The organism is Phenylobacterium sp., assembly GCF_035309685.1.
GTDB lineage: Bacteria > Pseudomonadota > Alphaproteobacteria > Caulobacterales > Caulobacteraceae > Phenylobacterium.
The window spans coordinates 73,482-97,373 of the sequence record NZ_DATGEX010000014.1 but is presented as its reverse complement, the minus strand read 5'-3'; the positions used below and the strand labels follow the sequence as shown (position 1 = coordinate 97,373).

Genomic DNA, 23,892 nt, shown 5'->3' with positions numbered 1-23,892 from the left:
CGACGCCGGTGGAGGTGACGGCCCCGAGACCCGGCGGGTCCGCCGCCGGGTTCGCCATGATGTGCCTGGGCATGTTCATGGCCGTCCTCGACGTGCAGGTGGTGGCGACGTCGATCCCCACCATAGAGCAAGCGCTGCAGGCGCCTGCGGACCGCATCTCCTGGATCCAGACCGCCTATCTGATCGCCGAGGTGATCGCGATCCCGCTGACCGGCTGGCTGACGCGGATGCTGTCCATGCGTTGGCTGTTTGTCGCAGCCATCGCGATCTTCACCCTCAGTTCGGCCGGCTGCGCCCTCAGCCGCGATCTCCCCGGCCTGATGGGCTGGCGGGTCGTGCAGGGGCTCGCCGCCGGGACCCTCATCCCCTCGGTGTTCTCCGCGGTCTTCCTGCTGTTCCCTAAGCGGCGCCAGGCGCTGGCGACCACCGTGGCCGGCGTCCTGGCGGTGCTGGCCCCCACAGTCGGGCCGATCGTCGGCGGCTGGATCACCGAGACCTACAGCTGGCATTGGCTGTTCCTGATCAACCTCGCGCCCGGCGCCGTGGCCGCGGTCTTCGCCGCGGCGCTGCTGCCGCGCGAGGCGGCGCGGTGGAGGGAGGCGCGGTCGCTGGACTGGCTGTCGCTGGCGCTGATGGCCCTGGCGCTGGCGGCCCTCGAGATCGCGCTCAAGGAGGCGCCGCGGCGGGGTTGGCTCTCACCGGCGATCCTGGGGATGGCGGCCACCACCGTGGGCGCCGGCGCAGCCTTCGGCGTCCGCACCCTCAAGGCGCGCCATCCGCTGGTCGATCTGCGCGCCTTCGCCAACCGCGACTTCAGCCTCGGTTGCCTGCTGAGCTTCATCCTTGGCGGCGGGCTGTTCGGGTCGGTCTATCTGATGCCGGTCTTCCTGGGGGCGGTGCGCGGCTATGGCGCGCTGGCCACCGGCGAGGTCATGCTGGCGACCGGGCTCGCGCAGCTGGCCACCGCCCCGCTCGCCGTCGCACTCGAACGGCGGACCAGCCCCCGAGCCCTGAGCGCCTTCGGCTTTGCCCTCTTCGCCCTCGGTCTGGGAATGAGCACGCGCGAAACGATCCACACCGGCTTCGCGGAGATGCTGTGGCCGCAGATCGTGCGCGGCGTGGCGATCATGTTCTGCCTGCTGCCGCCGACCCGGATGGCCCTGGGCCATTTGGCGGAGGACTCCATCGCCGACGCCAGCGGCCTCTTCAATCTGATGCGCAATCTGGGCGGCGCCATCGGTCTGGCGCTCATCGATACGGTGCTCTATGGGCGCGCGCCGCATCACGCCCGGGCGATCGGAACACAACTGCGGGCCGGTGATATCGACACCGCCAAGGCCGTCGGCATTCCGCTCAAGCTGTTCGCGCTGCGCGTATCCGGCCCGATCGATTCAGCGACGCGCGCGATGCTGCAGCCGATGATCTCGCGACTGGCGTTTGCGCGCGCCGCCAACGAGGCCTGGGCGATGCTCGCCCTGCTCACGGCCGGCGCGCTGGTCGGCCTCGCGCTCGCGGCGCCGCCACGCCGCGAGCGCCGCCGCTCAGGCGGCGACCAGCCTTGCGTCCTGCCTATACCGCCCCTTCGGCCGTCGCCGCGGCGAACGCGCGAAGGCGCGTGGCGATGACCTCGCCCACCGCCTCGACCGCGGCGCGCCGCGGAAAGTGCCGGCGCCAGACGATCCGCACCGTGCGCCCCGAGCGCGTCGCCAGCGGCCGCAGCGAAAGGCCCGCATCCTGGGCCGCCCCGGCCGCGAGGCCCGGGATCAAGGTCGTCCCATAGCCGGCCGCCACCATGTTGAGCAGAGTCGAGAGGCTCGATGCCCGCAGGGCGCCGCTCAGCGCCGCGCTGTTGCCGCAGGCGGCCAATGTCTGGTCGCGAAGACAATTCCCATCGGCCAGGACCAGGATGTCGCCGGCCAGGTCCGCCTCCGCCACCACCGCGCGCCCGGCGAGGGCGTGATCGGGGGGCAGCGCCGCGATGAACGGCTCGGCGAACAGCGGCAGGCTCGCCAGGTCCGGCCCGTCCACCTCGGTCGCCAGCAGGGCGGCGTCCAGCTCGTGGCCGCGCAGCCGCTCGAGCAGCGCCAGGGTCTGGTCCTCCCACGGCTCGATCTCCAGCGCGGGCAGGGCCGCGCGTAAGGGCGCGAAGACCAGCGGCAGCAGATAGGGGCCAAGGGTCGGGATGACGCCGAGCCGAAAGCGCCCCGAAAGCGGATCGCGCAGGTCGCGCGCGACGCCGAGCATCGCCTCCGTTTCCGCCACCGCGGCCCGGGCATGGCCGATCAGCCTCTCGCAGGCGGCCGTGGGCGCCACGGTCTTGCTCGTGCGCTCGAAGAGCGCGACGCCAAGCAGGTCCTCCAGCTTGCGGATCTGCACGGAGAGCGTCGGCTGGCTGACGCCGCAGGCCTTCGCCGCACGGCCGAAATGCTCGTGCTCGGCGACGGCCAGCAGGTAGCGAAGGTCTCGAAGGTTCATCTGCTCAGCTCACGGACATCATAGGTAACACCTATCACCCTCATTGATCCATCGTGCTTCCGTTTATCGCACAGATGCCGCAAAAATCGCCATCCCCGGGCCTGAAGGACATCGCAAAGCACCCCCGCCTCGCCGCCAGCGCCGCCGCCTCGTCGGGCGAGGCGCCCTTCCCGCCCGAACCCTCAACCCAACCCGGCAAGATCGGAGACCAACATGGATGGCGACAATATCGTCGAACCCACGAGCCAATGCCCGCTGAAGCATGGCGTGCGCTTCCACACGAGCTTCGGGGGTCGGTCCAACCGCGACTGGTGGCCCAATCAGCTGAACCTCAGCATCCTTCACCAGCACTCGGCGGCGTCGAGCCCGATGCCGCCCGCCTTCAGCTACGCCAAGGCGCTCGAGACGCTCGACGTCGAAGCCCTGAAGGCCGACCTGCGGGCGCTGATGACCGACTCGCAGACCTGGTGGCCGGCCGACTATGGCCACTACGGTCCGTTCTTCGTGCGGATGGCCTGGCACAGCGCCGGCACCTATCGCATCGGCGACGGCCGCGGCGGCGCAGGCTCCGGCACGCAGCGTTTCGCCCCGCTGAACAGCTGGCCGGACAACGGCAACCTGGACAAGGCGCGCCGGCTGATCTGGCCGATCAAGCAGAAGTACGGCAACAAAATCTCCTGGGCTGACCTGATGATTCTGGCCGCCGACGTCGGCATGGAGACCATGGGCTTCAAGACGTTCGGCTTCGGCTTCGGCCGCGAAGATGTCTGGGCGCCGGAGGAAGACATCCACTGGGGTGTCGAGGACACCTGGCTGGGCGACGCGCGCTACAAGGGCGACCGCCAGCTCGACAAGCCGCTGGGCGCCGTCCAGATGGGTCTGATCTACGTCAACCCGGAGGGCCCCAACGGCACGCCGGACCCCCTCGCCTCGGCGCGCGACATCCGCGAGACCTTCGGCCGGATGGCCATGAACGACGAGGAGACCGTCGCCCTCATCGCCGGCGGCCACACCTTCGGCAAGGCGCACGGCGCCGGCGACGCGGCCCAGGTCGGTGTTGAACCGGAAGCGGCCGGAATCCTGGAGCAGGGCTTTGGCTGGAAGAACAGCTTCGAGAGCGGCAAGGGCGTCCACACCATCACCAGCGGCCTCGAAGGCGCCTGGACCCCCAACCCGATCCAGTGGGACAACGGCTACTTCGACACCCTGTTCGGCCATGACTGGGAGCTGACCAAGAGCCCGGCGGGCGCCAACCAGTGGACGCCGAAGGACCCGGCCGCGAAGACCCTCGTGCCGGACGCTCACGATCCGTCGCGGCGGCATGCGCCGATGATGGCCACGACGGACCTCGCCCTGAAGCTGGATCCGATCTACGGGCCGATCGCCAAGCGCTTCCACGAGAACCCGGACCAGTTCGCCGACGCGTTTGCGCGGGCCTGGTTCAAGCTCACCCACCGCGACATGGGCCCCTTGGCCCGCTACCGCGGCCCCCTCGTGCCGAAGGAAGAGCTGATCTGGCAGGACCCGCTGCCGGCCGTGGATCACCCGCTGATCGACGCCCAGGACATCGCCGCCCTGAAGGGCCAGATCCTGGCGTCGGGCCTGACGGTGTCGCAACTGGTCTCGACCGCCTGGGCCTCAGCCGCGACCTTCCGGGGCTCGGACAAGCGCGGCGGCGCGAACGGCGCGCGCATCCGCCTGGCGCCGCAGAAGGACTGGGCCGTCAACCAGCCCGCCCAGCTCGCCACCGTGCTGGCTGCGCTTGAAGGCGTCCGCACCGCGTTCAATGCGGCCCAGTCCGGCGGCAAGATGGTGTCGCTGGCCGACCTGATCGTGCTGGGCGGCTCCGCGGCCGTCGAAGAGGCCGCTCGGGCGGCGGGGCACGCGGTGCAGGTTCCGTTCACGCCGGGCCGCACTGACGCCTCCCAGGCGCAGACGGACGTTGCGTCGTTCGCCGTGCTCGAACCGACCGCCGACGGTTTCCGCAACCACCTCAGCGGCGAGCAGGTCCTGACCGCCGAGGAGCTGCTGCTCGACCGGGCGCAACTGCTGACGCTGAGCGCGCCGGAAATGACCGTGCTGGTCGGCGGCCTGCGGGCGCTGAACGCCAACACCGGCCAATCCCCGCACGGCGTCTTCACCCAGCGTCCGGGAACCCTGACCAACGACTTCTTCGTCAACCTGCTCGACATGGGCACGGCCTGGACCGCGACCTCCGACGAAGAGACCGAGTTCGAGGGCCGCGACCGGGCGACCGGCGACCTCAAGTGGACCGCCACCCGCGTCGACCTGGTCTTCGGCTCCAACTCGCAGCTCCGCGCCCTGGCCGAGGCCTATGCCCAGTCCGACGCGCAAGGGGCGTTCGTGCAGGCGTTCGCGGCGGCGTGGACGAAGGTCATGAACCTGGACCGCTTCGAGCTCGCCTGATGACGGCCTAGGGGCGTCCGGACGCAGCCCGACCGCCGCTGCGTCCGGACGTCTCGACAGGGATGGACATTGGGGACTGCGATCGCATGCCAAGGGTCGAGGACATGGCGCTCCGGGAGGAATTGCAGCGTGCCGGCCTGCCGGCTCCACGAGCGCTGGTTCGTCTCCTCGCCCTCTTGCGCGATTCGCCGGAGACCCACCTGCGCCTGGCCGATGTGATGCGGCTGGCCGCTCAGAACGAACTCCCCACGGGGCAACTTGGGCTCGCCCGCCAGTTGGAGTCGCTCGCAGACCACGGACTGCTCGGACGGTTGCCGACCACCGAGGCGGAAGCGGTCTTCGACACCGTGCCCGAGGCGCATGCGCACCTCATCTATGAGGAGGACGCGCAGGTCGTCGACCTCCACGTCTCGCCAGAGACCTTACTGGCGATCCTGCGTCATGCGCTCGCCGCGTGGCCCGGCGAGGTGGCGGTCCTGGCCCGTCTCCCCGCGAGGGCCGCAGGGTCGGACGCAAGCGTGGACCGCACCGCTGCGGACGGCGGCTTCCACAGGCCGTCAGGCCAAGGCTTTCCACGCTGAGACGGCGACGGCCCGCTATCCGCGCCGTGCCGGGTCCGGGACGATCGGCTCGGCCTTCCGGATGACGGCGTCGAGGCGATCGCGCAGTTGGCGGCCGCAAGGCGTCAGGCGAATGACATAGCTGCGGCCGTCGCGCGGGTTCGCATGCGCGCGCAGCAGGGACCGGGGCGAGTCGGTCTCCAGCATGCCGAGTTCACGCAGGCACCGGGAAGCGGACGATTGGCTCATCCCGGAGATGTCGGTGAGCTCCTGAACGTTCAGCCCCTCGTTCTCGCAGACGTAGAGGAAGGCCATGATGTGAAAGACGCCGACGCCTTGGTCCCATTCCCGCAGCAGCAGGATCGCCTGCAACAGGGCGTCTCGCGTTCGGCGCATGTCCCCCTACTCGTCATACTGATGCAGGGCGCCGGTCGCGAACCTTCGGCCCGCTGTCGGCGATGGCTGGGATTTGATGCGCTGGCGCCGCTCGCGAACGGTCAGGGTGGCGTCGGGGTAGCGGGCGCGGATCAGGTCCAGGAACTCTTCAAGCTGTCGTTGGTGCTCGCCGGCTTCGACGAAGTCACGGACCTGCAGCGGGACAGAAATCTCAGCAGCAAGCTTCATACTCGATCCTCAGGACACCGGGAGGTGGGGCGCGTGCGGAGGACGCCGATGGCCGCTGCGCTCGCGCCGGCCGCGCGCAGAGCGGCGGCGAGGCGCGGACGAGCGGTTGGGCGATCATCCCCAGCAAGAGCGGGGTGGCAGTCATTTGACCCCCGGCGCGCGGTGTTTATTCCTGAAAACGGCGACGAGTTTGCTTTTGTCCGGCGGACGCCGAACGGCTGCGGCGATCAAGGCGCTTTGAACGGAGCTCGCGAGGTCCAGGGCAGCATTCTGCGAAACACGCCGTCCCGAAGCCCAAATTCGTGGAACAGAGCCGCGCCGATATGCAGGCCAAGGAGCGCCAGCAGCGCCGCGGCGCCGACCTCGTGGGCGGCGTGGAAGCCGTGGGCGACGGCCCTGACCGGGGAGAGCATCGCCGGGGCGCGCCAGCCGAACAGCGCGAACGGCCGGCCGCGAAACAGGGTGTCGGCCAGGCCGGTCAGGGGCTGGAACAGCAGGACGGCATAGAGGCCGAGCTCGTTCAGCTTCGCGATCTGTTGCTGGCGATGCGACATGCTCGCCGGAAAGGGCGGCAGATCGGCGAAATGGCGCCGCCACATCAGCCGGGCCAGGACGACCCACCAGATCAGCAGGCCCAGGGACCGATGCGCGGTGAGCGCCACCATGGCTCCAGGGCCCCCCTGTCCGACCAGCCAGGCCGTGGTGAGCTGGCCCGCGACCAGACCCGCGGTGACCCAGTGCAAAGCGATGCTGACGTGGTCGAAGCGGCCGGCCGGCTCCCGCGTGCGGGACCGTTCGTTCGCCGGCCTGCGGTCTTTCTCGTTGGAGCTCAATAGTAGTCCGCCAGCGTAAGCTTGCGGGTCGACCCATCGGCGAGGCTCAGCGTCACCTCGGTTCCCGGCGCGCCTTCCGACCAGCGCGCCAAGGGTGAGCCGACGTAGCCGGGGCCGATCTTCTGGCCGTCGATCGCGACGATCTCGACGCCCTCCTTCCAGCCGGCCCAGGCCGCCGGACTGCCCGGCGCGACCTGCTCCACCTTCAGGCGATCGCCGTTCTGACTGACCACGAGTCCGGACCGGCGCTTCGGGAACGGCTCCGCCATGGCGCTGGCGTTGGGGGTGAGCCAGATGGCGTTGTGCGCATAGTCGGTGACCAGCCGAAAGCGCCTGAACACCGGCAATCCGATATTGCCCCCGGCGCGGTCGGAGCTGAGCGCGTCATTCCCCGCGTCGGGGAACGCCGCGGGGACGCTTGCCAACTGCACGCCGCCCAGGGCGATGGAGCTGACCGTGGCCATCTTGTCCGGCTTGGCGCCGCCGACACCGCTGGTCAGGGTAAGCGACTGAGGCTTGCCGTCGAGAAGATGGGCGCTGTCGCGATAGGCGCCGTAGACGATCAGCGGCGAGCCGTTGCCCAGATCGAAATCGAACGGCACGGGCGCCGCGCCCTCCACGGAGACGGGGATGGTGTGATTGTCGCCATGCTTGCCAAGCGTCAGGCGCACGGCGCCGGGTGGGCCGGAAAAGCCGGTTGGGTCGCGAAAGGCGATCTTGCGGCGCTGGAAGTCGATATCGACCACCAGATCGTTCAGCACCTCCTTGCCCAGGATCAGCGGCAAGGGGCGGCCCATGCTGTAGGCGACGCCGGACAGGTCCATCAGGCCCGCGGTGATGTGGCTGAGCGTGAGGCCGCCCAGCTTGATCTCGATATTCGGCGCGAGCTGCATGGTGCTGGAGCCGCCGACGCCCATAACGCCCACGGAGCCGCCGGCCTTGATTCCGGCCTGTTTGGCGAAGCTGCTGTCCAGGGCCGTGATCCCCGCGCCGCTGTCGAGGAGGAGTTCGACCGGGCGGCCTTCGACCGTCGCCGGGATAAAGATCCGCTCGTTCTCGTAGAGCTCGAAATCCATCCAGCCCGTCGAGTCCCGCCCGTCGGCGAAGCGCCAGATCCGCGCCGACGCCGGGCGTGCGAACAGGCTCGCCGGCAAGGGCGCATTCAGCTGGATGCTGCTCGCCTGAAAGTCCTGGTCGTCCGCGGGGTTCGGCCCCCGGTCGTGCTCGGCGAAGGGCATGCGGACACCGGAGACGCGGCGCCAGTCGTCGAATTGCGCAAAGCGGGTTTTCTGGTCCTCGGTGATGCGCTCGCCCAGCAGTTCGCCCGTCCTTGGATCGATGAACAGGTCGTAGGTGTCGGGACCGCCGAAGCTGACCCGGACGACCCCCCAGGTGCGGCCGTTGCGCTGTTCGGAGGGCAGGAGGGTGTAGCTCTCACCGGCGTCGGCCTGAACGCCCTTGGCGAACGCCAGGGCCGCGGTGCGGCGATCGCTCTCACCCAGGTCGCCGATGTCTTCGATCTGACCGCTCGTGTTCCGCGTCCATTGCACCTCGGAGGTCACCGCCTCGTCATAGGTGATGAAATCGAGCTTGCTGTGCTGGCGAAACCGCCCATCGCTCGCGAACCACTGGTCGAAGTCCCCGCCTTGCCCGCCGAACCGAATTCGCCCGTGCGCGTGGAAGGTCTGCAGGGCCTCGAAGGCGGGGCCGCCGCGCCAGGCGAGGTACTTCGCGATGAGGGTCTGGACGTCGTCCGCTCTGGCGGGCGAACCGGCCGCGATCAGGAGCGCGGCAAGCGCGATTTTGCCGATCATGCGATGGTCCTTGGCGGAAGAATCTGTGTTGGGCGGCTCTTGTTCGGCGCCGGCGAATTCGGCCGCCGGACGGTCAGGCGCCCCGTGCGGAGCTGACCCACGCCCCGTCGGCGGCGACCTTCTGGGCGAGGTGTGGCCAGCGGCTGCTCGCCGCGACTATCCCGCCGGCGGACGGTCGTATTCGCTGTTCAACGCCGTGAGCATCGGGCTGTTGAGCTTGGCGACGGCGTCGGCGACGCTCCCGCTGATGCAGCTGTCATAGTACCCCGCGAAATCCAGATTCCGGTGCACGACGGCACAGACATTCGTGGCGGCGTGGCGGAGGCGTTGGAGCAGCACCTGGGCGCCGGCGGGGTCAGACAGGTTCAGGTCCGCAAAATAGACCTTGATCGAGGCGCCACGCTCCGCCCCGGATACAGGCTCGGCGTAGGCCGGCTGGGCGGCGGCGAAGCCCAGAGCCGACAGGGCGATCAGGGCGACGAAAGTTGATCTGGCATTCATGATTTGGGTCTCGGCGGGTGTGACTGTGACGCTTGGCCGGATCGCTTTGGCGGGCATCGCGAGGCTCGGTCGGGCGTGACGAGGCGTGGAACGGGGCGGCGGAATTGACTGCCGCTTTAGAGGACCCTGAGGACCGCCATTCTATTCCCGACCGCAGGCCGCGGGCCCGGCGCCAGCGGACGGCCTTTGGGATGTTGTTCGGACTCCTACCGGCGCTCAGCGGTTCCGGGGCGCTTGGCCCAGGCCCGGTCCATCGGTCTCAGCGGGCCTTCATCGCGCCAAACCCGCCGTTCGTCTGTCGGCCGCGCGGCACGACCCGAAGCCCGTATGCTGCACCGGACAGGACGATCTTGGGAGGCAGCATCATGTGTAACGCGCATCGTCGGCGGTTTTTGAGCACCAGTCTGGGCCTGGGCGGCATCGGCCTGATGCTTGCGGCGGGTCCAAGCCTGGCGCGACAGGGTCAGGCCCCGGCTCAGCCGGGTCAGAAATGGATCTGTCCGCCGTGTGGCTGTCCGTCCGACGGCAAGGACTTCGACCAAGAGGGTGTCTGCCCGTCCTGCTCGATGCCCTTGATCCGCAAACCGGCCGCCCCGGATCCCGCCCGGAATCCTGAGCCCCCGCCAGGACGGCTGTGACCTTAGGCGCTATGCTGCAACCATGACCACGCCCGCGCCGTCGGGAAGCCCGCAGCTGCTGAATGAACCGCTGCCGCGGGATGTCGAGGCGGGCGGACTGGCGCGGTTTGCGCTTTACCAGCGATATCCGGCCTTCACCTGGCCGTGGTTCCTGCGCCGGGCCGCGGTGTTCTGGCCCTTCGCGGTCGCCTGGGGCCTGTTCCAAGGGGTGTGGCACGCCTCGTCCATGACCAGCTGGCAGGACGCCCTGCCGCTCGGCCTCCGCGCAGCTGGCGGAAATCTCGTCGAGGTCAGCGCCGGGCCGCTCCTGGCCATGGCCGTGCGCTACCGCCGTCTGCCCTATCCGGCCGAGCGGATCCTGGTGGTCGTGGCGGTGATCGTGGGCCTGCTCATCGCGTCCGCCGCGGGGACCGCGGTCGCCCACTATCACGCCATGCTGATGGCCCGGCACATGGGCATGTCGATGTCCGAGCCGGCGGCGGTGACGAACCTCTCCCGGATGCTGGGCGTGGCGATGGGCCGGCTGCCCCGGTGGATCGGTCTGTTCCTGATCGGCGGGGGGCCGGAGCTGTTGTCCTATATCACCGAGCGTCGGCGTCTGGCGGAGCGGCAGAGGCGGCGTGACGTCGACGCGCTGCGCCGGGACATGGCCGACGCCGATTTGAAGATGGCCGTGCTCCAGGCCCAGATCGAACCGCACTTCCTGTTCAACACCCTGGCCTCGGTGAGTTCGCTGATCGCCACCTCGCCCGACCGCGCCGTCTCGACCATCGACGCCCTGTCCGACTACCTGCGCTCGACTCTGCCGAAGCTGCGGCGGGAGGGCGGGCTGGAGAGCGCCACGCTCGGCCACCAGGTCAGCATCTGCGAGCAGTATCTGGAGCTGATGAGTATCCGCATGGGAGGCCGGATCACCGTTGAGATCGATGCGCCACCGGAGCTGGCTGACGCGCCGTTCCCGCCCTTGCTGCTGATCTCGCTGGTCGAGAATGCGGTCAAGCACGGCCTTGAGCCCAAGGCCGGCCCGGGCGTCATCGCCATCCGCGGAAGGGTGCGGCGGGACGCGGACGAGACCCGCCTGGAGGTCAGCGTCGAGGACGATGGCGTGGGGTTGCGCGACGACTCGGGCGCGGGCGTGGGCCTGGCCAATGTCCACGCCCAGCTGCAGCACCGCTTCGGGCCGCGGGCCAGGCTGGAGGTCGCCGGGCGTGACGGCGGCGGCGTCTGCGCGCGGATCACCGTCCCCTGGGAGCCCGCATGACCGGCCCCACCGCCATCATTGCGGAAGACGAGGCGCCGCAACGCGAACAGCTGAAGACCCTTTTGGGCGCGCTCTGGCCGCAACTGCGGGTCCTGGCCGAGTGCGCCGACGGCCGCTCGGCCATCGAGGCGATGGCCCGCCTCAACCCCGACGTCGCTTTCCTGGATATCCGGCTGCCCGGCGCGGACGGCCTGCAGGTCGCCCGCGCGGCCGGGAACCACACTCGCGTCGTGCTGATCACCGCCTATGACGAATTCGCTGTCCAGGCGTTCGAGGACGGCGCGGTCGACTATCTGCTGAAACCCGTGAAACGCGACCGGCTGGCCCTGGCCGTCAGCCGGCTGCAGATGCAACTGGCGGCGGGCGAGCCGAGCCGCCTGCCCGCGACCCTCGCCCGGCTGGAAAGCCTGTTGGACAGGCCCCGGCCGATTAAATGGATCACCGCCAGCGTAGGGACCGCCGTGCGCATCCTGCCGGTGGACGACGTCCACTTCTTTCAGGCGCACGACAAATACACCCGCGTGGTCACCGCCAGCGACGACGCTCACATCCGCACCCCGCTGAAGGAGCTGATCGGCCAGCTCGACCCCGACCAGTTCTGGCAGGTGCATCGCGGCGCCATCGTGCGGCTCTCGGCCATCAAGCTGGTCAAGCGGGATGAAGACGGCAGGCTGGTGCTGCACCTCCACGGCCGCGTTGAGACCCTGCCCGTGTCCCAGACCTTCGCGGCGCGGTTCAAAAGCCTCTAGCGCGCCGCGGCTCATCGGCGATTCCGGGACCTTCATCGCAAAGCTTGCGGGGCTCGTCGCACCGCCTCCGCCGCCCAACGCGGACCCCTAGGATCACCTCAACAGCGACGAAGAGGTTCCTCATGCCCATCAACCACCGCCTGATCGCCGTCACGGCTCTCGGCCTGATGCTGGCGGCCGCCGCGCCGCAAGCCGCCTCGGCCCAGAGCGGTTCCACCCGCGCCAAGATGCTGGTTTCGGCCGATTGGCTGAAGGCCCATCAAGCCGACAAGGGGCTGGTTGTCCTCTATGTCGGCGATCGCAAGGACTATGACGCAGGGCATATTCCCGGCGCCGAATATGGGTCGCTGATGAGCTGGTCGCGGCCCTCGTCCGGACCCGACGCCCTGACGCTGGAACTGCCGGACGCCTCCGACCTGCGCGCCAAGCTGCAGGGCCTGGGGATTTCCGACCGCTCTCGGGTCATCGTCTACGCCGGCCGCTACGACACCCAGTCGGCGACGCGGATCCTCTTCACCCTGGAGGCGGCCGGCCTGGGCGATCGCGCGGCGCTGCTCGACGGGGGCATGACCGAATGGCAGCGCCTGGGCTATCCGACCAGCACCGCCGAGCCCAAGGTGACGCCGGGCGTGCTCGCCCCCCTCAAGTACAAGACCCGCGTGGTCGACGCCGCCTTCGTCCAGTCTCACGCCACGGCGCCCGGCTACAAGCTCATCGATGCCCGGGCTCCGGCCTTCTACGACGGCGTGATGGGCATGAACGGGTTGAAGGGCCACGTGCCGGGCGCGGCCAGCCTGCCGTTCTCCTCGGTCACCGGCGCCGACCAGAAGCTCAAGTCCGCCGACGACCTGGCGGCGGCGTTCAAGGCCGCCGGTGTCAAGCCGGGCGACCACGTCGTCGCCTATTGCCACGTGGGCCAGCAGGCCACCGCCGTGATCTTCGCCGCCCGCTCGCTGGGCATCGACGCCGTGCTCTATGACGGCTCGTTCGAGGACTGGTCGCGGCGCAAGCTGCCGGTCGAGGCGACCGCCGCGCCGGCCGCCAAATGACCTCCGCCCGACCCTACGCCAGCCCCTATGTCGCGGGCGTCGCCCTCGGCCTCGTCCTGCTGGCGGCCTATGCCTTGACCGGCCAGGGTTTGGGCGCGTCCGGCGCCTTCGCCAATGCGGCCAGCGGTCTGGTCGCCGCCGTGGCGCCCGCCCAGGCGGCGAAGAACAGCTATTTCCAGAGCTACCTTGGGGCCGGCGCGCCCTGGTCGGCCTGGATCGTCTTGGAGATCGCAGGCGTGATCGTGGGCGGCGCGGTCTCGGCTCGCCTGGCCGGACGGTTCGCGACGCGGATCGAGACGGGTCCCCGTCTCAGCAAGCCCACGCGCCTGGCGACGGCGACAGCGGGCGGCATGATCATGGGACTAGGCGCCGTCCTGGCGCGCGGCTGCACCAGCGGCCAGGCCCTGTCGGGCGGCGCCCTGCTCAGCGTCGGCAGCTGGGCCTTCATGATCGCCGTGTTCATCGCCGGCTATGCGGCCGCCCCCTTGTGCCGGAGGCTGTGGCGATGAGCTTCACGCAAAGCCTGCCGGTCGCCTTCGCCATCGGCGCGGCGTTCGGCTTCACCCTCGAAAAGGCCGGGCTCGGGGACGCCAAGAAGCTGGCCGGCCAGTTCTATTTGAAGGACTTCACGGTCCTGAAGGTGATGTTCAGCGCGATCGTCACCGCCATGCTGGGCGCCTTCTGGCTCAGCCGGCTGGGGGTGATCGACCTCGCCGCCCTCTATGTGCCGGAGACCTTCCTGGCGCCGCAGATCGTCGGCGGGCTGATCTTCGGCGGCGGGTTCGTCCTCGCCGGGCTCTGCCCCGGCACCTCCTGCGTCGCCGCCGCCAGCGGCCGGGGCGATGGGCTCGCGACAGTCGGCGGGCTGCTGGCCGGCGTGCTGCTCACCGGCCTGGCGATGCCGTTGATCGGCGGTTTCTACGCCAGCACCGCCTACGGCGCCTTCACCCTGCCGCAGCTGACCGGCGCGCCCTATGGCGCGGTGGTCGCCGCCATCGTGCTGATCGCCCTGGCGGTCTTCGCCGGCGTCGAGCGTCTGGAGCGACGCGTGTGAGCCTGAACCGCAATCTCGGCCTGTGCGCCCTGGCCCTGGGCGCCGCCGCACCCTTCGCCGGCAGTCCCTATGCCGCCACGTCCGCGGACCAGGTGGACCGCCTGGCCAAGGAGATCGCCCACGGCGACGATCACGTCTCCGCCCTGCAACTGGCCGCCTGGATCAGGGCGCGGAAGCCGGGTTTGCGGGTGGTCGATGTCCGCTCGCCTCAGGAGTTCGCCGACTTCAGCCTGCCGGGCGCCGAGAACCTTCCGCTGGATCGGTTGAGCCGCGCGCGTTTCGCCCGGGGCGACACCGTGGTCCTCTATTCGGAGGGCGGCGCCCATGCTGGCCAGGCTTGGATGCTGCTGCGGATGATGGGCGTCCCCAACGCCTATTTCATCGCCGGCGGCCTGGCCGACTGGCGCGACGAGGTCATAGCGCCGAACCTGCCGGCCGGCGCGTCGCCGGAGGTCCTGCGGGCCTTCCAGCCTGTCGCCGAGCTCAGCGCCTACTTCGGGGGAACGCCCAAGATAGGCCCCGCGGGCTCGTCGCCGACGCAGATGACCGCAAGCCACGCGCCTGCGATCGGCGCCGCCGCCGACCTGGCCGCCTTGAGGCGGCGCGGATGTTAGAGGCTCTGAAACGCCCGGGGTCCGACCTGTTCGACACGCTGCGGGCGCGCGAGTTCGCGCGTCTGGACGACCAGAACCTCGCCTATCTCGACTACGCCGCCGCCGGCCTCTACGGCGCCTCCCAGGCCCGGCGCTACGCCGAGCAGTTGCAGGAGGGGATTTTCGGCAATCCCCACTCCCAACATGGTCCCTCCCAGGCCAGCGAGCGCGCCCTGGTTCAGGCGCGATCGGCCGCATTGGATTTCTTCGACGCCGACCCGGCGATCTACGAGGTCTGCTTCACCGCCAACACCAGCGCCGCCATAAAGCTGGTGGGGGAGAGCTACCCGTTCTCTCCGCGCCGGGGCTTGGTGCTGTCCGCCGACAACCACAACTCCGTCAACGGCGTGCGGGAATATGCCCGCTCGAGCGGCGCGGCCGTGGCGGTCTTGCCGCTCGACGAGGACTTGCGGCTGTTCGAGCCCCAGGCCGGCCTTCGGAAGGTCGCCAGGAATGGCCGGGGCCTGCTCGCCTTTCCCGCGCAGTCGAATTTCTCCGGCGTGCGTCATCCGCTGGACCTCGTGCAGGCCGCTCAAGCCCTGGGCTTCGATGTTCTGCTGGACGCCGCGGGTACGGGCGCGGCCGCCTATGTCAGCCTGCGGGACAACCCCGCCGATTTCCTCGCCTTTTCCTTCTACAAGCTGTTCGGCCTGCCCACCGGAGTCGGCGCCCTGATTGCCAAGAGAACCGCGCTGGCCAAGCTTCGCCGCCCCTGGTTCGCCGGCGGCACGGTGGACTATGTGACGGTCGAGCATGGCCGCCACCGTCTGCGCTCGGGCCCGGAGTCCTTTGAAGACGGCACGCCGAACTTCCTCGCCATCGCAGCGCTCGAAGGCGGCTTCGCCTTTCTAAATCAGGTTCCCCAGCCCGATCTCCAAGCGCGGCTGGCGACGCTGACGGAGGCCTTCCTCAGCCGCGTCCAGACTCTGTCGCACCGCGATGGCGCGCCGCTGGTGGAGATCTATGGGCCCAAGACCATGGAGGCCCGTGGCGGCGTCGTGGCCTTCAACGTCCTCGACCCAAGGGGCGGTGCGTTGCCATGTGACCTGGTGGAGCAGCGCGCTCACGCGCAGGGAATCGCGGTGCGCGGCGGGTGCTTCTGCAATCCGGGCTCCGCCGAACGCGCGTTCGGTTTCGGCCGCTACGACGTCGAGAAATCCCTGGACGACCTGGGGGATGGTTTCACGATCAAGGCTTTCCAACGCAGCCTGGGGCCTCAATCGGTCGTCGGCGCCGTCCGGCTGTCGTTGGGCCTGCCGACCAACGCCAACGACCTGGATCGCGCGATCGGCCTGGTGAATTCGTTCGCGGCCTAGCATGCGCCGGATGCCGAATTAGCCGAACCAGATCGGCCTCGCCTCCGCGGCCAAAAATGTCCAGCAGCCAGTGGAGCGAGTCTGAAGGTCCGCGGCTTGCGGCAGCTTCGCAATTGTCGTTTTGATTTTCTTGGAAAAATTGGCGCGCCCGGAACGATTCGAACGTCCGACCCTCAGATTCGTAGTCTGATGCTCTATCCAGCTGAGCTACGGGCGCGCACCGCCTGACGGCGAGGGCGCGGAACCTAGTCGCGGATCGTGCCAAGCGCAAGCCGGGGCGGCGGAGAATTTCCCGCCGCCGCCGCCGGGGTCCCACGGCGCCGCCGCGCCTAGTGCGGGATCAGGCCGCCGATACCCTGCAGGATCGCCCTGCGCCGGGCCGCCGCCGCGTCCTGCGGCGTCTGCTGCGCGGGCGGGGCCTGGGCCTGCTGGCCGTCGGTCGTCGCGCCGGGCGGGGCCTGGCCGGGATAGCCCCCGCGGCCCGCGGCCGCCGCGCGCCCGCCCATCGAGGGCATGGTCATGCCGAGCAGGCCGCCGGTGGCCGAGCGATAGCGGACCTTGACCTCCCACTGGCGGTTCCAGGGGATCTTCGGGTCCTTCGGCCGTTCGGGGTAGACGAAATTCGCCTCCTGGCCATAGGCGACCATCTGCAGGAAGCCCTGCGGGGCGGCGTCGACCACCTCCTTGGGCACCGCGCAGCTGGTGATCTCCGGGCCCATCAGGGCGCGGGTCTCGACGCCGCGGGCGAGGTCGCCGGGCGAGAGGTAATCCGGCAGGGCGAAGCCGCCGCCGCCCGTCTCAGACGAGCTCCACAGGACCACGGTCGGGTCGCCGCCGCCGCCGCCCCGCCCGCCGGCGCCGCTGGCGCCGATCACGATGGCCGCATAGGCCCTGGCGCCGGAGACCGGGCCCCAGCCCAGCTGCGCCGGGCCGCCGGGCGTCTTGGTGTTGGTGGTCAGCACCAGCGGCCCCAGGAAGTCCTGGTTCTCGTTGAGGCTGAACTTGATCTCGGGCGAGTAGTCGCCACGGATGGTGTGGCCGCCGATCAGCGACCCGGTCCCCGGCACCGTGGTCCGCGCCTGGGCGTTGGGCCATTCGCCGTAGCTCGTGTAGCGGCGCGCCGAGGGCGGCTGCATGCGGTTCATCGCGAAGCCCTTGCTCAGCATCTCGAAGCCGGCGGGCATCTTGCCGCCCGCCATATTGGCGGGGGTCATCTGCGAGAAATCGATGACCACCGGCTGGCCGGGCTTGGCGTGCTCGCCGCAGCCCCAGAAGATCAGCATCTTGCCCTTGGGCTGCTGGTATTCCCGCGGGACCGGCGGCTCGCGCGGCTCCTCCGGCTCCGGCGCGACCACCTTGGGCGGCTCGGGCGAGACCAGCGGCAGGGTCGGGCCGACGCCCAGGACCTGCGGCGGCAGGTGCTCGGCGCTGGGCGCCGCTGTGGGCTTTTCGGAGGAGCCGAGCTGCAGGGTCAGCGAATGGTTCGCGCCGCCGCCGCCGTTCATCATCTGCATGATCGAGCTCATCGACGGACGCCCGCCGCCCGCGCCGCCGCCCGGCATGCCAAAGCCGCTCTGGGTGGCCGCGCTCATCCAGTAGACCGCCACCGGCCCGGTGACCTTCTGCGGCGGCTGGGCGCTCGCCGCCGTCGCCGCGATCCCTGCGCCCGCCAGCACGGCGAGCTTTCGGCCCATACCCACGTTAGCCTCCCATCGTTCACTGAACGGACTACGCCGAAGCTAGCAGCGCCTTGGCCCCGGCTCCAGCCGCCTATTCAGGCGCCGCAACGGTCGCTTCCCAAGACCGCGCCGCCTGACTAATGCTCCGGGCCAGAGGGGCGAGGACCCGGCTTCCACGATGCGACCCACGAGTTTCGCCGAGGCGATGGAAGTGCTGATCGCCATCCGCAACCAGCAGGTCGCGGGCAACGAGGAGGTGGTCTTCCTGAAGCACTGCCTGCGGTACGCCGCCGACAGCCGCGCCCAGTTCCTGCAGGACATGTGGGTGACCTACGAATTGCCGGGCCTGCGGGAGGGCTTCTTCGTGGAGTTCGGCGCCGCCGACGGGGTGAAGTCCTCCAACAGCTGCTACCTGGAGCGGGAGCTGGGCTGGAGCGGCATCCTGGCGGAACCGGCGCGGGTCTGGCGCGACAGGCTGCTGGCCGAGCGCCAGTGCTTCATCGACAACCGCTGCGTCTGGACGGTCAGCGGCGAGCGCCTGGTGTTCAACGAGGCCTCGGTCGCGCTCCACTCGACCATCGACGCCTTCTCCGACAGCGACGGGCACGCGCAAAGCCGCAAGGACGGCGAACGCTACGAGGTCGAGACGGTCTCGCTGAACGACCTCCTGGCCCACTGGAACGCGCCGTCGCGGATCGACTACCTCTCGATGGACACCGAAGGTTCGGAGCTGGCGATCCTGGAGGCCTTCGATTTCGGCCGCTACGACGTCCGCCTGATCAGCATCGAGCACAACCACACCGACAAGCGCCAGCCGATCTTCGATCTGCTCACCGCCAAGGGTTTCCGCCGCAAGTTCGAGCACCTGTCGAACGTCGACGACTGGTACGTGAAGACCTGAACCGGCGATCGGGCGGCGGTAGGTGCGGCGCTCGGGTTGCCGAGCGCGGGGCGGGCGTGCGAAGGCTCAGCCGCAACATTCCGTCCGGAGTTCCCCGACACGTGACCGTCTCCAAGCGTCTCCTGCCCCTTGGCCTCGCCGCCACACTGGCCGCCTCGGCCGCCGCCGTCCCTCTGCTGGTCCACGGGGCGCCGGAAAAGGGGCCCACAGCCATGGTCGCCGCCGCCGAGCCGGACGCGGTGGACGCGGGGCTGAAGGTGCTGAAGGCTGGCGGCTCGGCGGTCGACGCCGCGGTCGCGGTGCAGGCGGTGCTGGGCCTGGAAGAGCCGCAGAGCTCAGGCCTCGGCGGCGGCTCGTTCATGACCTACTACGACGCCAAGACCCGCAAGGTGACCGCCTACAACGGCCGCGAGACCGCGCCGGCCGGCGCGACGCCCGAGCTGTTCTATGGCCCGGACGGCAAGCCGATGCCCAAGGGCCAGGCGATCGTCGGCGGCCGCTCGGCCGGCGTGCCCGGCGCCATCGCCATGCTCTACCTGGCCCAGAGCCAGCACGGGAAGCTGCCCTGGAAGGACCTGTTCGGTGACGCCGAGCACCTGGCGGCCGATGGCTTCCACGTGCCGGCCCGGATGGCGGCGGCCGCGTCCTCCAACGCGCCCCAGGCCAAGCAGCCCGACGCCGTCGCCTATTTCACCAAGCCCGATGGGACCAAGATCCAGGCCGGCGAGGTGTTCCACAACGCCACCTACGCCGACACCCTGAAGAAGATCGCCGCCCAGGGCCCCAAGGCGATCCTGGAAGGCCCGATCGCCGAGCAAATCGTCGCCAAGCTGCATCAGGGGCCCTACCCCAGCGCCATGACGCTGAAGGACCTGGCGAGCTACAGGCCCAAGGCCACCGAGGCGGTCTGCCGGCCCTACCGCGACTACACCGTCTGCGTGCCGCCGGCGCCGTCCGGCGGCCCGGCGGTGCTGGAGGGCCTGGGCATCCTGCAGCGCACCGACATCGACAGGCATCCGAACGACGCCCAGGGCTGGTACCTGTTCAGCCAGGCCAGCCGGCTGATGTACGCCGACCGCGACCGCTATTACGGCGACCCCGACTTCGTCGACGTGCCGATGGAGGGCCTGCTCGCGCCCGACTACCTCGACAAACGCGCCAAGCTGATCCTGGCCGACAAGGCCGGCCCGCCGCCCGGGCCGGGTAATCCCAAGGGCGCCGGCGTCCGCGCGCCCGACCGCACCAAGGAGCCCGGCGGCACCACCCACCTGGTGATCGTCGACAAGGACGGCAACGCGGTCTCCATGACCACCACGGTCGAGAGCATCTTCGGCGACGGCAAGATGGTCGGCGGCTTCTTCCTCAACAACCAGCTCACCGACTTCTCCTTCCAGCCGAAGGACCAGGACGGCGCGCCGGCGGCCAATGCGCCGGCCGGCGGCAAGCGGCCGCGCTCGTCGATGGCGCCGGCCATCGTGCTGGACAAGCAGGGCCGCTTCGTCGCCGGCGCCGGCTCGCCCGGCGGCCCCTCGATCATCGCCTTCAACCTTAAGGTCCTGGTGGGCCTGCTGGACTGGAAGCTGCCGCCGCAGGAGGCCGTGGCGCTGCCCAACCTGATTGCCTTCGACACGATCTACGCGTCTGAGCCGCAGAAATTCCCGCCCGGCGTGGTCGCGGCCCTGGCGGCCAAGGGCGTCGCCCTGCGGGGCGGCGGCTTTGGCGAAGGCTCCGGCGAGCAGGCAATCAAGGCGACCGCCAACGGCCTGCTGGGCGGTGCGGACCCGCGCCGCGAGGGCGTCGCGCGCGGGTACTAGGCCCTAGTCCGCCCCGTTCTTCGTCGTTCGCTTCCGCGCCGGCGCGGGCGGCGGCGCACCGGGCAGCCTGAGCTCGAAGGTGGAGCCCGCCGGGCCGGACTGAGCGAGCGTCAGGTCGCCGCCGTGGCCCTGGGCCAGTTCGCGGGCGATCGCCAGGCCCAGGCCCGTGCTGTCCGGCCGACCCGAGCCGGCGAAGGGCTGGAACAGCCGCTCGCGCAGGCGCTCCGGCACGCCGGGCCCGTTGTCGGTCAGCCGCACGAGGCTGGTCTCGCCGTTGCGCGTCAGGCTCACCGAGATGCGGCCAGGCGTCGTGCGGCCCTCCTGGTGCTCGATGGCTTCGCGGGCGTTGCGCAGCAGATTGGCCAGGATGCGGTGCAGCTGGTCGGGGTCGGCGTTGACCCGCTCGGCCGCGGCGATCCTGCAAGTGAGCGTCACGCCGCGCTCCGCCAGCCTGGCCTCCTCCGCGGCGGCGGCGGCCGCGGCGGCCAGCGGCACGGGCCTTGGCTCCGGCGCCGCCTCCTGCGTCTTGCCGTAAGCCAGCACGCCCGACGCCAGCTTCACGGCCCGGTCCAGCGCGCGCTCCAGCCTGGGCAGCGCCTGGCTGACCTTGGGGTCCTTCAGCGCCGCCAGCCGCTCGGAAGCGATCTGGGCGCTGGTCAGCATGTTCTTCAGGTCGTGGTTGATCTTGGCCACCGCCTCGCCGAGCGCCGCCAGCCGCGCGCGGGAATTGAGCGCGGCGCGCAGATCGGCCTGCATGCGGTCGAGCTCGGCCTCGGCGCGGCCGATCTCGTCGCGGCGCCCGGAGAGCGGCACGCGGGCCGCGGCGTCCTCGGGGTCGGCGCGGAACCGCTCCATGGCGTTGGTGATCCGCTGCATGGGCCGAACCAGGAACAGGTTCAGCGACAGATAGACCACCGCGCCGACCCCGCTGGTCAGGACCGCCGCCACCAGCAGCAGCTTCCAGAGATAGGACATCAGCTCGCGCTTCAGCTCGGCGTCCGGGGCGACGATCTCCACGAACTCGGCGGTGCGGTAGATGCCGGGCTTGGCGATCACCCGCACAAAGCCGCCGTCGCCACCGAACAGGGTCTGGAAGGGCGCCGCCAGCCATGACAGCGGATCCTGCGCGCGCAGGTCGACCACATAGGGCGTGCGCTTCAAGACCGGACCGGGGAGGATCGGGATGCGGGCGCCGTCGGTCTGGATCGCCACGCGCACCACGCCCGCGCCATCCAGCAGCTGCGCCGCCACCCGCTGCGAGACCTTCTTGTTGGGGGCGACATCGGGCGCCATCGAGGCGAGTTCGCCGGCCCGCGTGCGGTCGAGCAGCCACTTGGCCTCGAAGGACGCCAAGGCCGGGGGCACCGCGCAGACCCCGGCGAGGACCGCGAACAGGATCGTCAGCGTCAGCAGGCGTGCGGAGAGACCGCCCGGCCAGAAGAAGCGGGGCCTCCCGGGCCTGTCGAGCTCCTGCGGCGTAGGGGCGGGGTCCGCCATGATCCTCAACGAGTTAATGCAGCGTGGCCGCTTCGGCAACGCGGGGCCGGCCTCTGCAAGCTTTGGGCCTCTCAAGGCCACTAGAACGCCTAGTGTGCGCCCACCGCCGCATCGACCGAAGCAAAGCCGTCGGCGCGCAGGCGCCCAGCCAGCTCGCGCTTGATGCGGCCGACGAGGCCCGGGCCTTCGAACACCAGGGCCGAATACAGCTGCACGGCGCAGGCGCCGGCGCGGATCCTGGCGTAGGCGTCGGCGCCCGAGCCGATCCCGCCGACCCCGATCAGGGCCAGCCGCCCGCCGGCCGCCTGCGCGAATTCGCCGAGCACCCGGGTGGAAAGCTCGCGCAGCGGCGCCCCGGAAAGCCCGCCCGCCTCGCCGGCGAACCGCGAGGCCAGCGCGGGGCGCGAGACGGTGGTGTTGGAGACGATGATCCCGGCCAGGCCCTGGGCCAGCGACGCCTCGACCATGGTCTCGACCTCGCCCGCCGCCAGGTCCGGCGCCACCTTCAGGAACATCGGGACGCGGCCCGCCGGCGGCAGGGCGTCCCGCGCCTGCGCCAGCCGGCCCAGCAGCTCCTCCAGCGCCGCCTTGGTCTGCAGCGCGCGCAGGCCCGGCGTGTTGGGCGAGGAGATGTTGATGGTGAAGTAGGACGCCAACCCCCACAGACGCGTCAGACCCGTCACATAGTCGCCGATCCGGTCCGGCGAGTCCTTGTTGGCCCCGATGTTGGCGCCGACGGCGCCGGCGCCGCGACCGGCCAGGTTCCCGGCAAAGGCTTCCAGGCCCCGGTTGTTGAAGCCCATGCGGTTGATCACCGCTCTGTCCTGCGTCAGCCGGAACAGCCTGGGCCGCGGATTGCCGGCCTGCGGCAGGGGCGTCACCGTCCCGCACTCCACGAAGCCGAACCCGGCCCGCAGCATGGGTCGAAACACCTGCGCGTCCTTGTCGAAGCCGGGCGCGAGACCCACCGGATTGGGCAGCGCCAGACCGGCCACCGTTGTCGCCAGGATCGGGTCGTCGGGTGCGCGCACCGGGCCCAGGCCGAGCCTCAAAGCCCGCAGGGCCCAGCCGTGGGCGTCCTCCGGATCGAGGCCGCGGAGCGCCCAGGTCGCCGCGCCATGCAGGCTCACGACAAGTCGCCGAGCACCGGCGTTCCGTCGGCCCCCAGCGGCGCCTGCGTCACGTAGCGGACGAGGTCGGCGGGCAGCGCGCCGTAGAGGTGCGGGAAGAGGTCGCCGCCGCGCGACGGCTCCCAGCGCAGCATCCCGCCCAGGTCGTCGGCCTCCACCTCCAGCACCACCAGGTCCGCCTGTCCAGCGAAGTGGCGGCGCGCGGTCTCCTGCGCCTGGGCGGCGGTGGAGAAGTGGATGAAGCCGTCCTGGAGATCCAGCGGCGAGCCCTCATAGCGCCCGGCCTCATGCGCCGCGGTCCAGTCGGCGCGCGGCAGGATCTTGTAGATCCTCAATCGCCCCGCCCCAGATCGCCTTGCGGAAAGAACAGGCCGTCGAAGTGCGGCCGGCCATTGTCGTCGAACAGGAACACCGCCGCCGCCGCCGTCGGGAACTGCCGCGTCGCGCGGCTGATCAGCGACCCCGGCGCCGAGCCCTCCGTCAGCAGGCGCACCGCCAGCTCCTGCAGGCCCGGATTGTGGCCCACCACCATCACCGTCCCGACCGTGGCGCCGGCCCGCGCCGCGGCGTGGCGCACCGCCCCGGAATCGGCGTGATAGAGCTCGTCCTCGAAGCGCGCCACAGCCTTGGGGAAATGCGGCTCGGCCGCCGCCCAGGTCTCGCGCGTGCGCATGGCGGTGGAGACCAGCACCACGTCGGGCAGGAAGCCGAGATCGGCCAGCCGGGCCGCCATCTCCGCCGACTCGGCGTGGCCGCGCGGGGCGAGACGGCGGTCGAAGTCCTCGCCGCTGGCGGACTCCGGCTCGGCCTTGCCGTGGCGCAAAAGGATCAGCCGGTCCATCGACGCTCCACCCCTAGATTCCCCCTTCTAGCCGCGCCCGCGCCGCCTGCGAAGCCATTGACTCAGGGGGGTCCAG

At 70.3% G+C, this 23,892-nt stretch carries 23 protein-coding genes and 1 tRNA gene; 12 read left to right on the top strand and 12 right to left on the bottom strand.

All coding sequences use genetic code 11. The features are described from left to right. Positions 1–14: 14 nt before the first annotated feature. Positions 15–1,625 (top strand): DHA2 family efflux MFS transporter permease subunit, encoded by a 1,611-nt coding sequence (locus tag VKQ35_RS03730; RefSeq protein ID WP_324358711.1) that lies wholly within the window; start codon positions 15–17, stop codon positions 1,623–1,625. Here the strand turns inward: VKQ35_RS03730 and VKQ35_RS03725 are convergent. Then, entirely contained in the window at positions 1,570–2,475 is a 906-nt protein-coding gene (locus VKQ35_RS03725) for a LysR substrate-binding domain-containing protein (protein ID WP_324358710.1), read from the bottom strand. The genes VKQ35_RS03730 and VKQ35_RS03725 overlap by 56 nt on opposite strands. 213 nt (positions 2,476–2,688) lie before the next feature. Between VKQ35_RS03725 and katG the strand changes: the two genes are divergently transcribed. Then, positions 2,689–4,902 (top strand): catalase/peroxidase HPI, encoded by a 2,214-nt coding sequence (katG, locus tag VKQ35_RS03720; RefSeq protein ID WP_324358709.1) that lies wholly within the window; start codon positions 2,689–2,691, stop codon positions 4,900–4,902. Positions 4,903–5,006: 104 nt separating this feature from the next. Further along, positions 5,007–5,483 carry a transcriptional repressor gene (locus tag VKQ35_RS03715; RefSeq protein ID WP_324358708.1) on the top strand — a complete coding sequence of 159 codons (477 nt, stop codon included), beginning with the start codon at positions 5,007–5,009 and terminating at the stop codon, positions 5,481–5,483. A 15-nt stretch (positions 5,484–5,498) separates the two neighbouring features. Here the strand turns inward: VKQ35_RS03715 and VKQ35_RS03710 are convergent, their stop codons facing one another. From VKQ35_RS03710 to VKQ35_RS03690, 5 genes are all read right to left on the bottom strand, one after another. Continuing rightward, positions 5,499–5,834, bottom strand: coding sequence for a hypothetical protein (locus VKQ35_RS03710; RefSeq protein WP_324358707.1), 336 nt, complete (start codon positions 5,832–5,834; stop codon positions 5,499–5,501). Positions 5,835–5,864: 30 nt separating this feature from the next. Continuing rightward, a complete protein-coding gene (locus VKQ35_RS03705) occupies positions 5,865–6,086 on the bottom strand; it encodes a hypothetical protein (RefSeq protein ID WP_324358706.1) in 222 nt (73 codons plus the stop codon). A 227-nt stretch (positions 6,087–6,313) separates the two neighbouring features. Continuing rightward, complete coding sequence (locus VKQ35_RS03700) at positions 6,314–6,919, bottom strand: cytochrome b (RefSeq protein ID WP_324358705.1); 606 nt, start codon at positions 6,917–6,919, stop codon at positions 6,314–6,316. Further along, positions 6,916–8,733: an aspartyl protease family protein gene (locus VKQ35_RS03695; RefSeq protein ID WP_324358704.1), complete on the bottom strand. Its 1,818-nt coding sequence runs from the start codon at positions 8,731–8,733 to the stop codon at positions 6,916–6,918. The genes VKQ35_RS03700 and VKQ35_RS03695 overlap by 4 nt, the downstream gene beginning before the upstream one ends. Before the next feature lie 156 nt (positions 8,734–8,889). Beyond that, the gene (locus tag VKQ35_RS03690) at positions 8,890–9,291 is read right to left on the bottom strand and encodes a UrcA family protein (protein ID WP_324358703.1); all 402 of its coding nucleotides are present in this window, start codon (positions 9,289–9,291) and stop codon (positions 8,890–8,892) included. A 603-nt stretch (positions 9,292–9,894) separates the two neighbouring features. Between VKQ35_RS03690 and VKQ35_RS03685 the strand changes: the two genes are divergently transcribed. The 7 genes from VKQ35_RS03685 (at position 9,895) to VKQ35_RS03655 (ending at position 15,954) form a co-directional block, all read left to right on the top strand. Next, positions 9,895–11,133, top strand: a complete 1,239-nt coding sequence (locus VKQ35_RS03685) for a sensor histidine kinase (RefSeq protein WP_324358702.1) — start codon at positions 9,895–9,897, stop codon at positions 11,131–11,133. Continuing rightward, positions 11,130–11,882, top strand: a complete 753-nt coding sequence (locus tag VKQ35_RS03680; protein ID WP_324358701.1) for a LytTR family DNA-binding domain-containing protein — start codon at positions 11,130–11,132, stop codon at positions 11,880–11,882. Before VKQ35_RS03685 ends, VKQ35_RS03680 begins: the two co-directional genes overlap by 4 nt. Before the next feature lie 122 nt (positions 11,883–12,004). Further along, positions 12,005–12,931, top strand: coding sequence for a sulfurtransferase (locus VKQ35_RS03675; RefSeq protein ID WP_324358700.1), 927 nt, complete (start codon positions 12,005–12,007; stop codon positions 12,929–12,931). Further along, on the top strand, positions 12,928–13,440 hold the full coding sequence (locus VKQ35_RS03670; protein WP_324358699.1) for a YeeE/YedE thiosulfate transporter family protein: 513 nt from the start codon (positions 12,928–12,930) through the stop codon (positions 13,438–13,440). The genes VKQ35_RS03675 and VKQ35_RS03670 overlap by 4 nt, the downstream gene beginning before the upstream one ends. Further along, on the top strand, positions 13,437–13,985 hold the full coding sequence (locus tag VKQ35_RS03665; RefSeq protein ID WP_324358698.1) for a YeeE/YedE thiosulfate transporter family protein: 549 nt from the start codon (positions 13,437–13,439) through the stop codon (positions 13,983–13,985). Before VKQ35_RS03670 ends, VKQ35_RS03665 begins: the two co-directional genes overlap by 4 nt. After that, complete coding sequence (locus tag VKQ35_RS03660; protein ID WP_324358697.1) at positions 13,982–14,599, top strand: rhodanese-like domain-containing protein; 618 nt, start codon at positions 13,982–13,984, stop codon at positions 14,597–14,599. The genes VKQ35_RS03665 and VKQ35_RS03660 overlap by 4 nt, the downstream gene beginning before the upstream one ends. Then, a complete protein-coding gene (locus tag VKQ35_RS03655; RefSeq protein ID WP_324358696.1) occupies positions 14,593–15,954 on the top strand; it encodes an aminotransferase class V-fold PLP-dependent enzyme in 1,362 nt (453 codons plus the stop codon). The genes VKQ35_RS03660 and VKQ35_RS03655 overlap by 7 nt, the downstream gene beginning before the upstream one ends. Before the next feature lie 140 nt (positions 15,955–16,094). On the opposite strand, the gene VKQ35_RS03650 is transcribed toward VKQ35_RS03655, so the two are convergent. Both VKQ35_RS03650 and VKQ35_RS03645 read right to left on the bottom strand, forming a co-directional pair. After that, positions 16,095–16,171, bottom strand: a tRNA-Arg gene (locus tag VKQ35_RS03650). A gap of 112 nt (positions 16,172–16,283) precedes the next feature. After that, positions 16,284–17,654 carry a hypothetical protein gene (locus tag VKQ35_RS03645; RefSeq protein WP_324358695.1) on the bottom strand — a complete coding sequence of 457 codons (1,371 nt, stop codon included), beginning with the start codon at positions 17,652–17,654 and terminating at the stop codon, positions 16,284–16,286. A 157-nt stretch (positions 17,655–17,811) separates the two neighbouring features. Here VKQ35_RS03645 and VKQ35_RS03640 point away from each other — a divergent pair, with 157 nt between their 5' ends. Continuing rightward, positions 17,812–18,534, top strand: a complete 723-nt coding sequence (locus tag VKQ35_RS03640) for an FkbM family methyltransferase (RefSeq protein ID WP_324358694.1) — start codon at positions 17,812–17,814, stop codon at positions 18,532–18,534. Between the two features lie 101 nt (positions 18,535–18,635). Continuing rightward, the gene (ggt, locus tag VKQ35_RS03635) at positions 18,636–20,348 is read left to right on the top strand and encodes a gamma-glutamyltransferase (protein WP_324358693.1); all 1,713 of its coding nucleotides are present in this window, start codon (positions 18,636–18,638) and stop codon (positions 20,346–20,348) included. A gap of 3 nt (positions 20,349–20,351) precedes the next feature. Here ggt and VKQ35_RS03630 read toward each other — a convergent pair whose 3' ends face one another. From VKQ35_RS03630 to VKQ35_RS03615, 4 genes are all read right to left on the bottom strand, one after another. After that, a complete protein-coding gene (locus tag VKQ35_RS03630; RefSeq protein WP_324358692.1) occupies positions 20,352–21,845 on the bottom strand; it encodes a HAMP domain-containing sensor histidine kinase in 1,494 nt (497 codons plus the stop codon). 89 nt (positions 21,846–21,934) lie between these two features. Continuing rightward, a complete protein-coding gene (locus VKQ35_RS03625; RefSeq protein WP_324358691.1) occupies positions 21,935–22,975 on the bottom strand; it encodes a quinone-dependent dihydroorotate dehydrogenase in 1,041 nt (346 codons plus the stop codon). After that, positions 22,972–23,310 carry a DUF952 domain-containing protein gene (locus VKQ35_RS03620; RefSeq protein WP_324358690.1) on the bottom strand — a complete coding sequence of 113 codons (339 nt, stop codon included), beginning with the start codon at positions 23,308–23,310 and terminating at the stop codon, positions 22,972–22,974. The genes VKQ35_RS03625 and VKQ35_RS03620 overlap by 4 nt, the downstream gene beginning before the upstream one ends. Continuing rightward, positions 23,307–23,816 (bottom strand): histidine phosphatase family protein, encoded by a 510-nt coding sequence (locus tag VKQ35_RS03615; RefSeq protein WP_324358689.1) that lies wholly within the window; start codon positions 23,814–23,816, stop codon positions 23,307–23,309. The genes VKQ35_RS03620 and VKQ35_RS03615 overlap by 4 nt, the downstream gene beginning before the upstream one ends. Positions 23,817–23,892 lie beyond the last annotated feature (76 nt).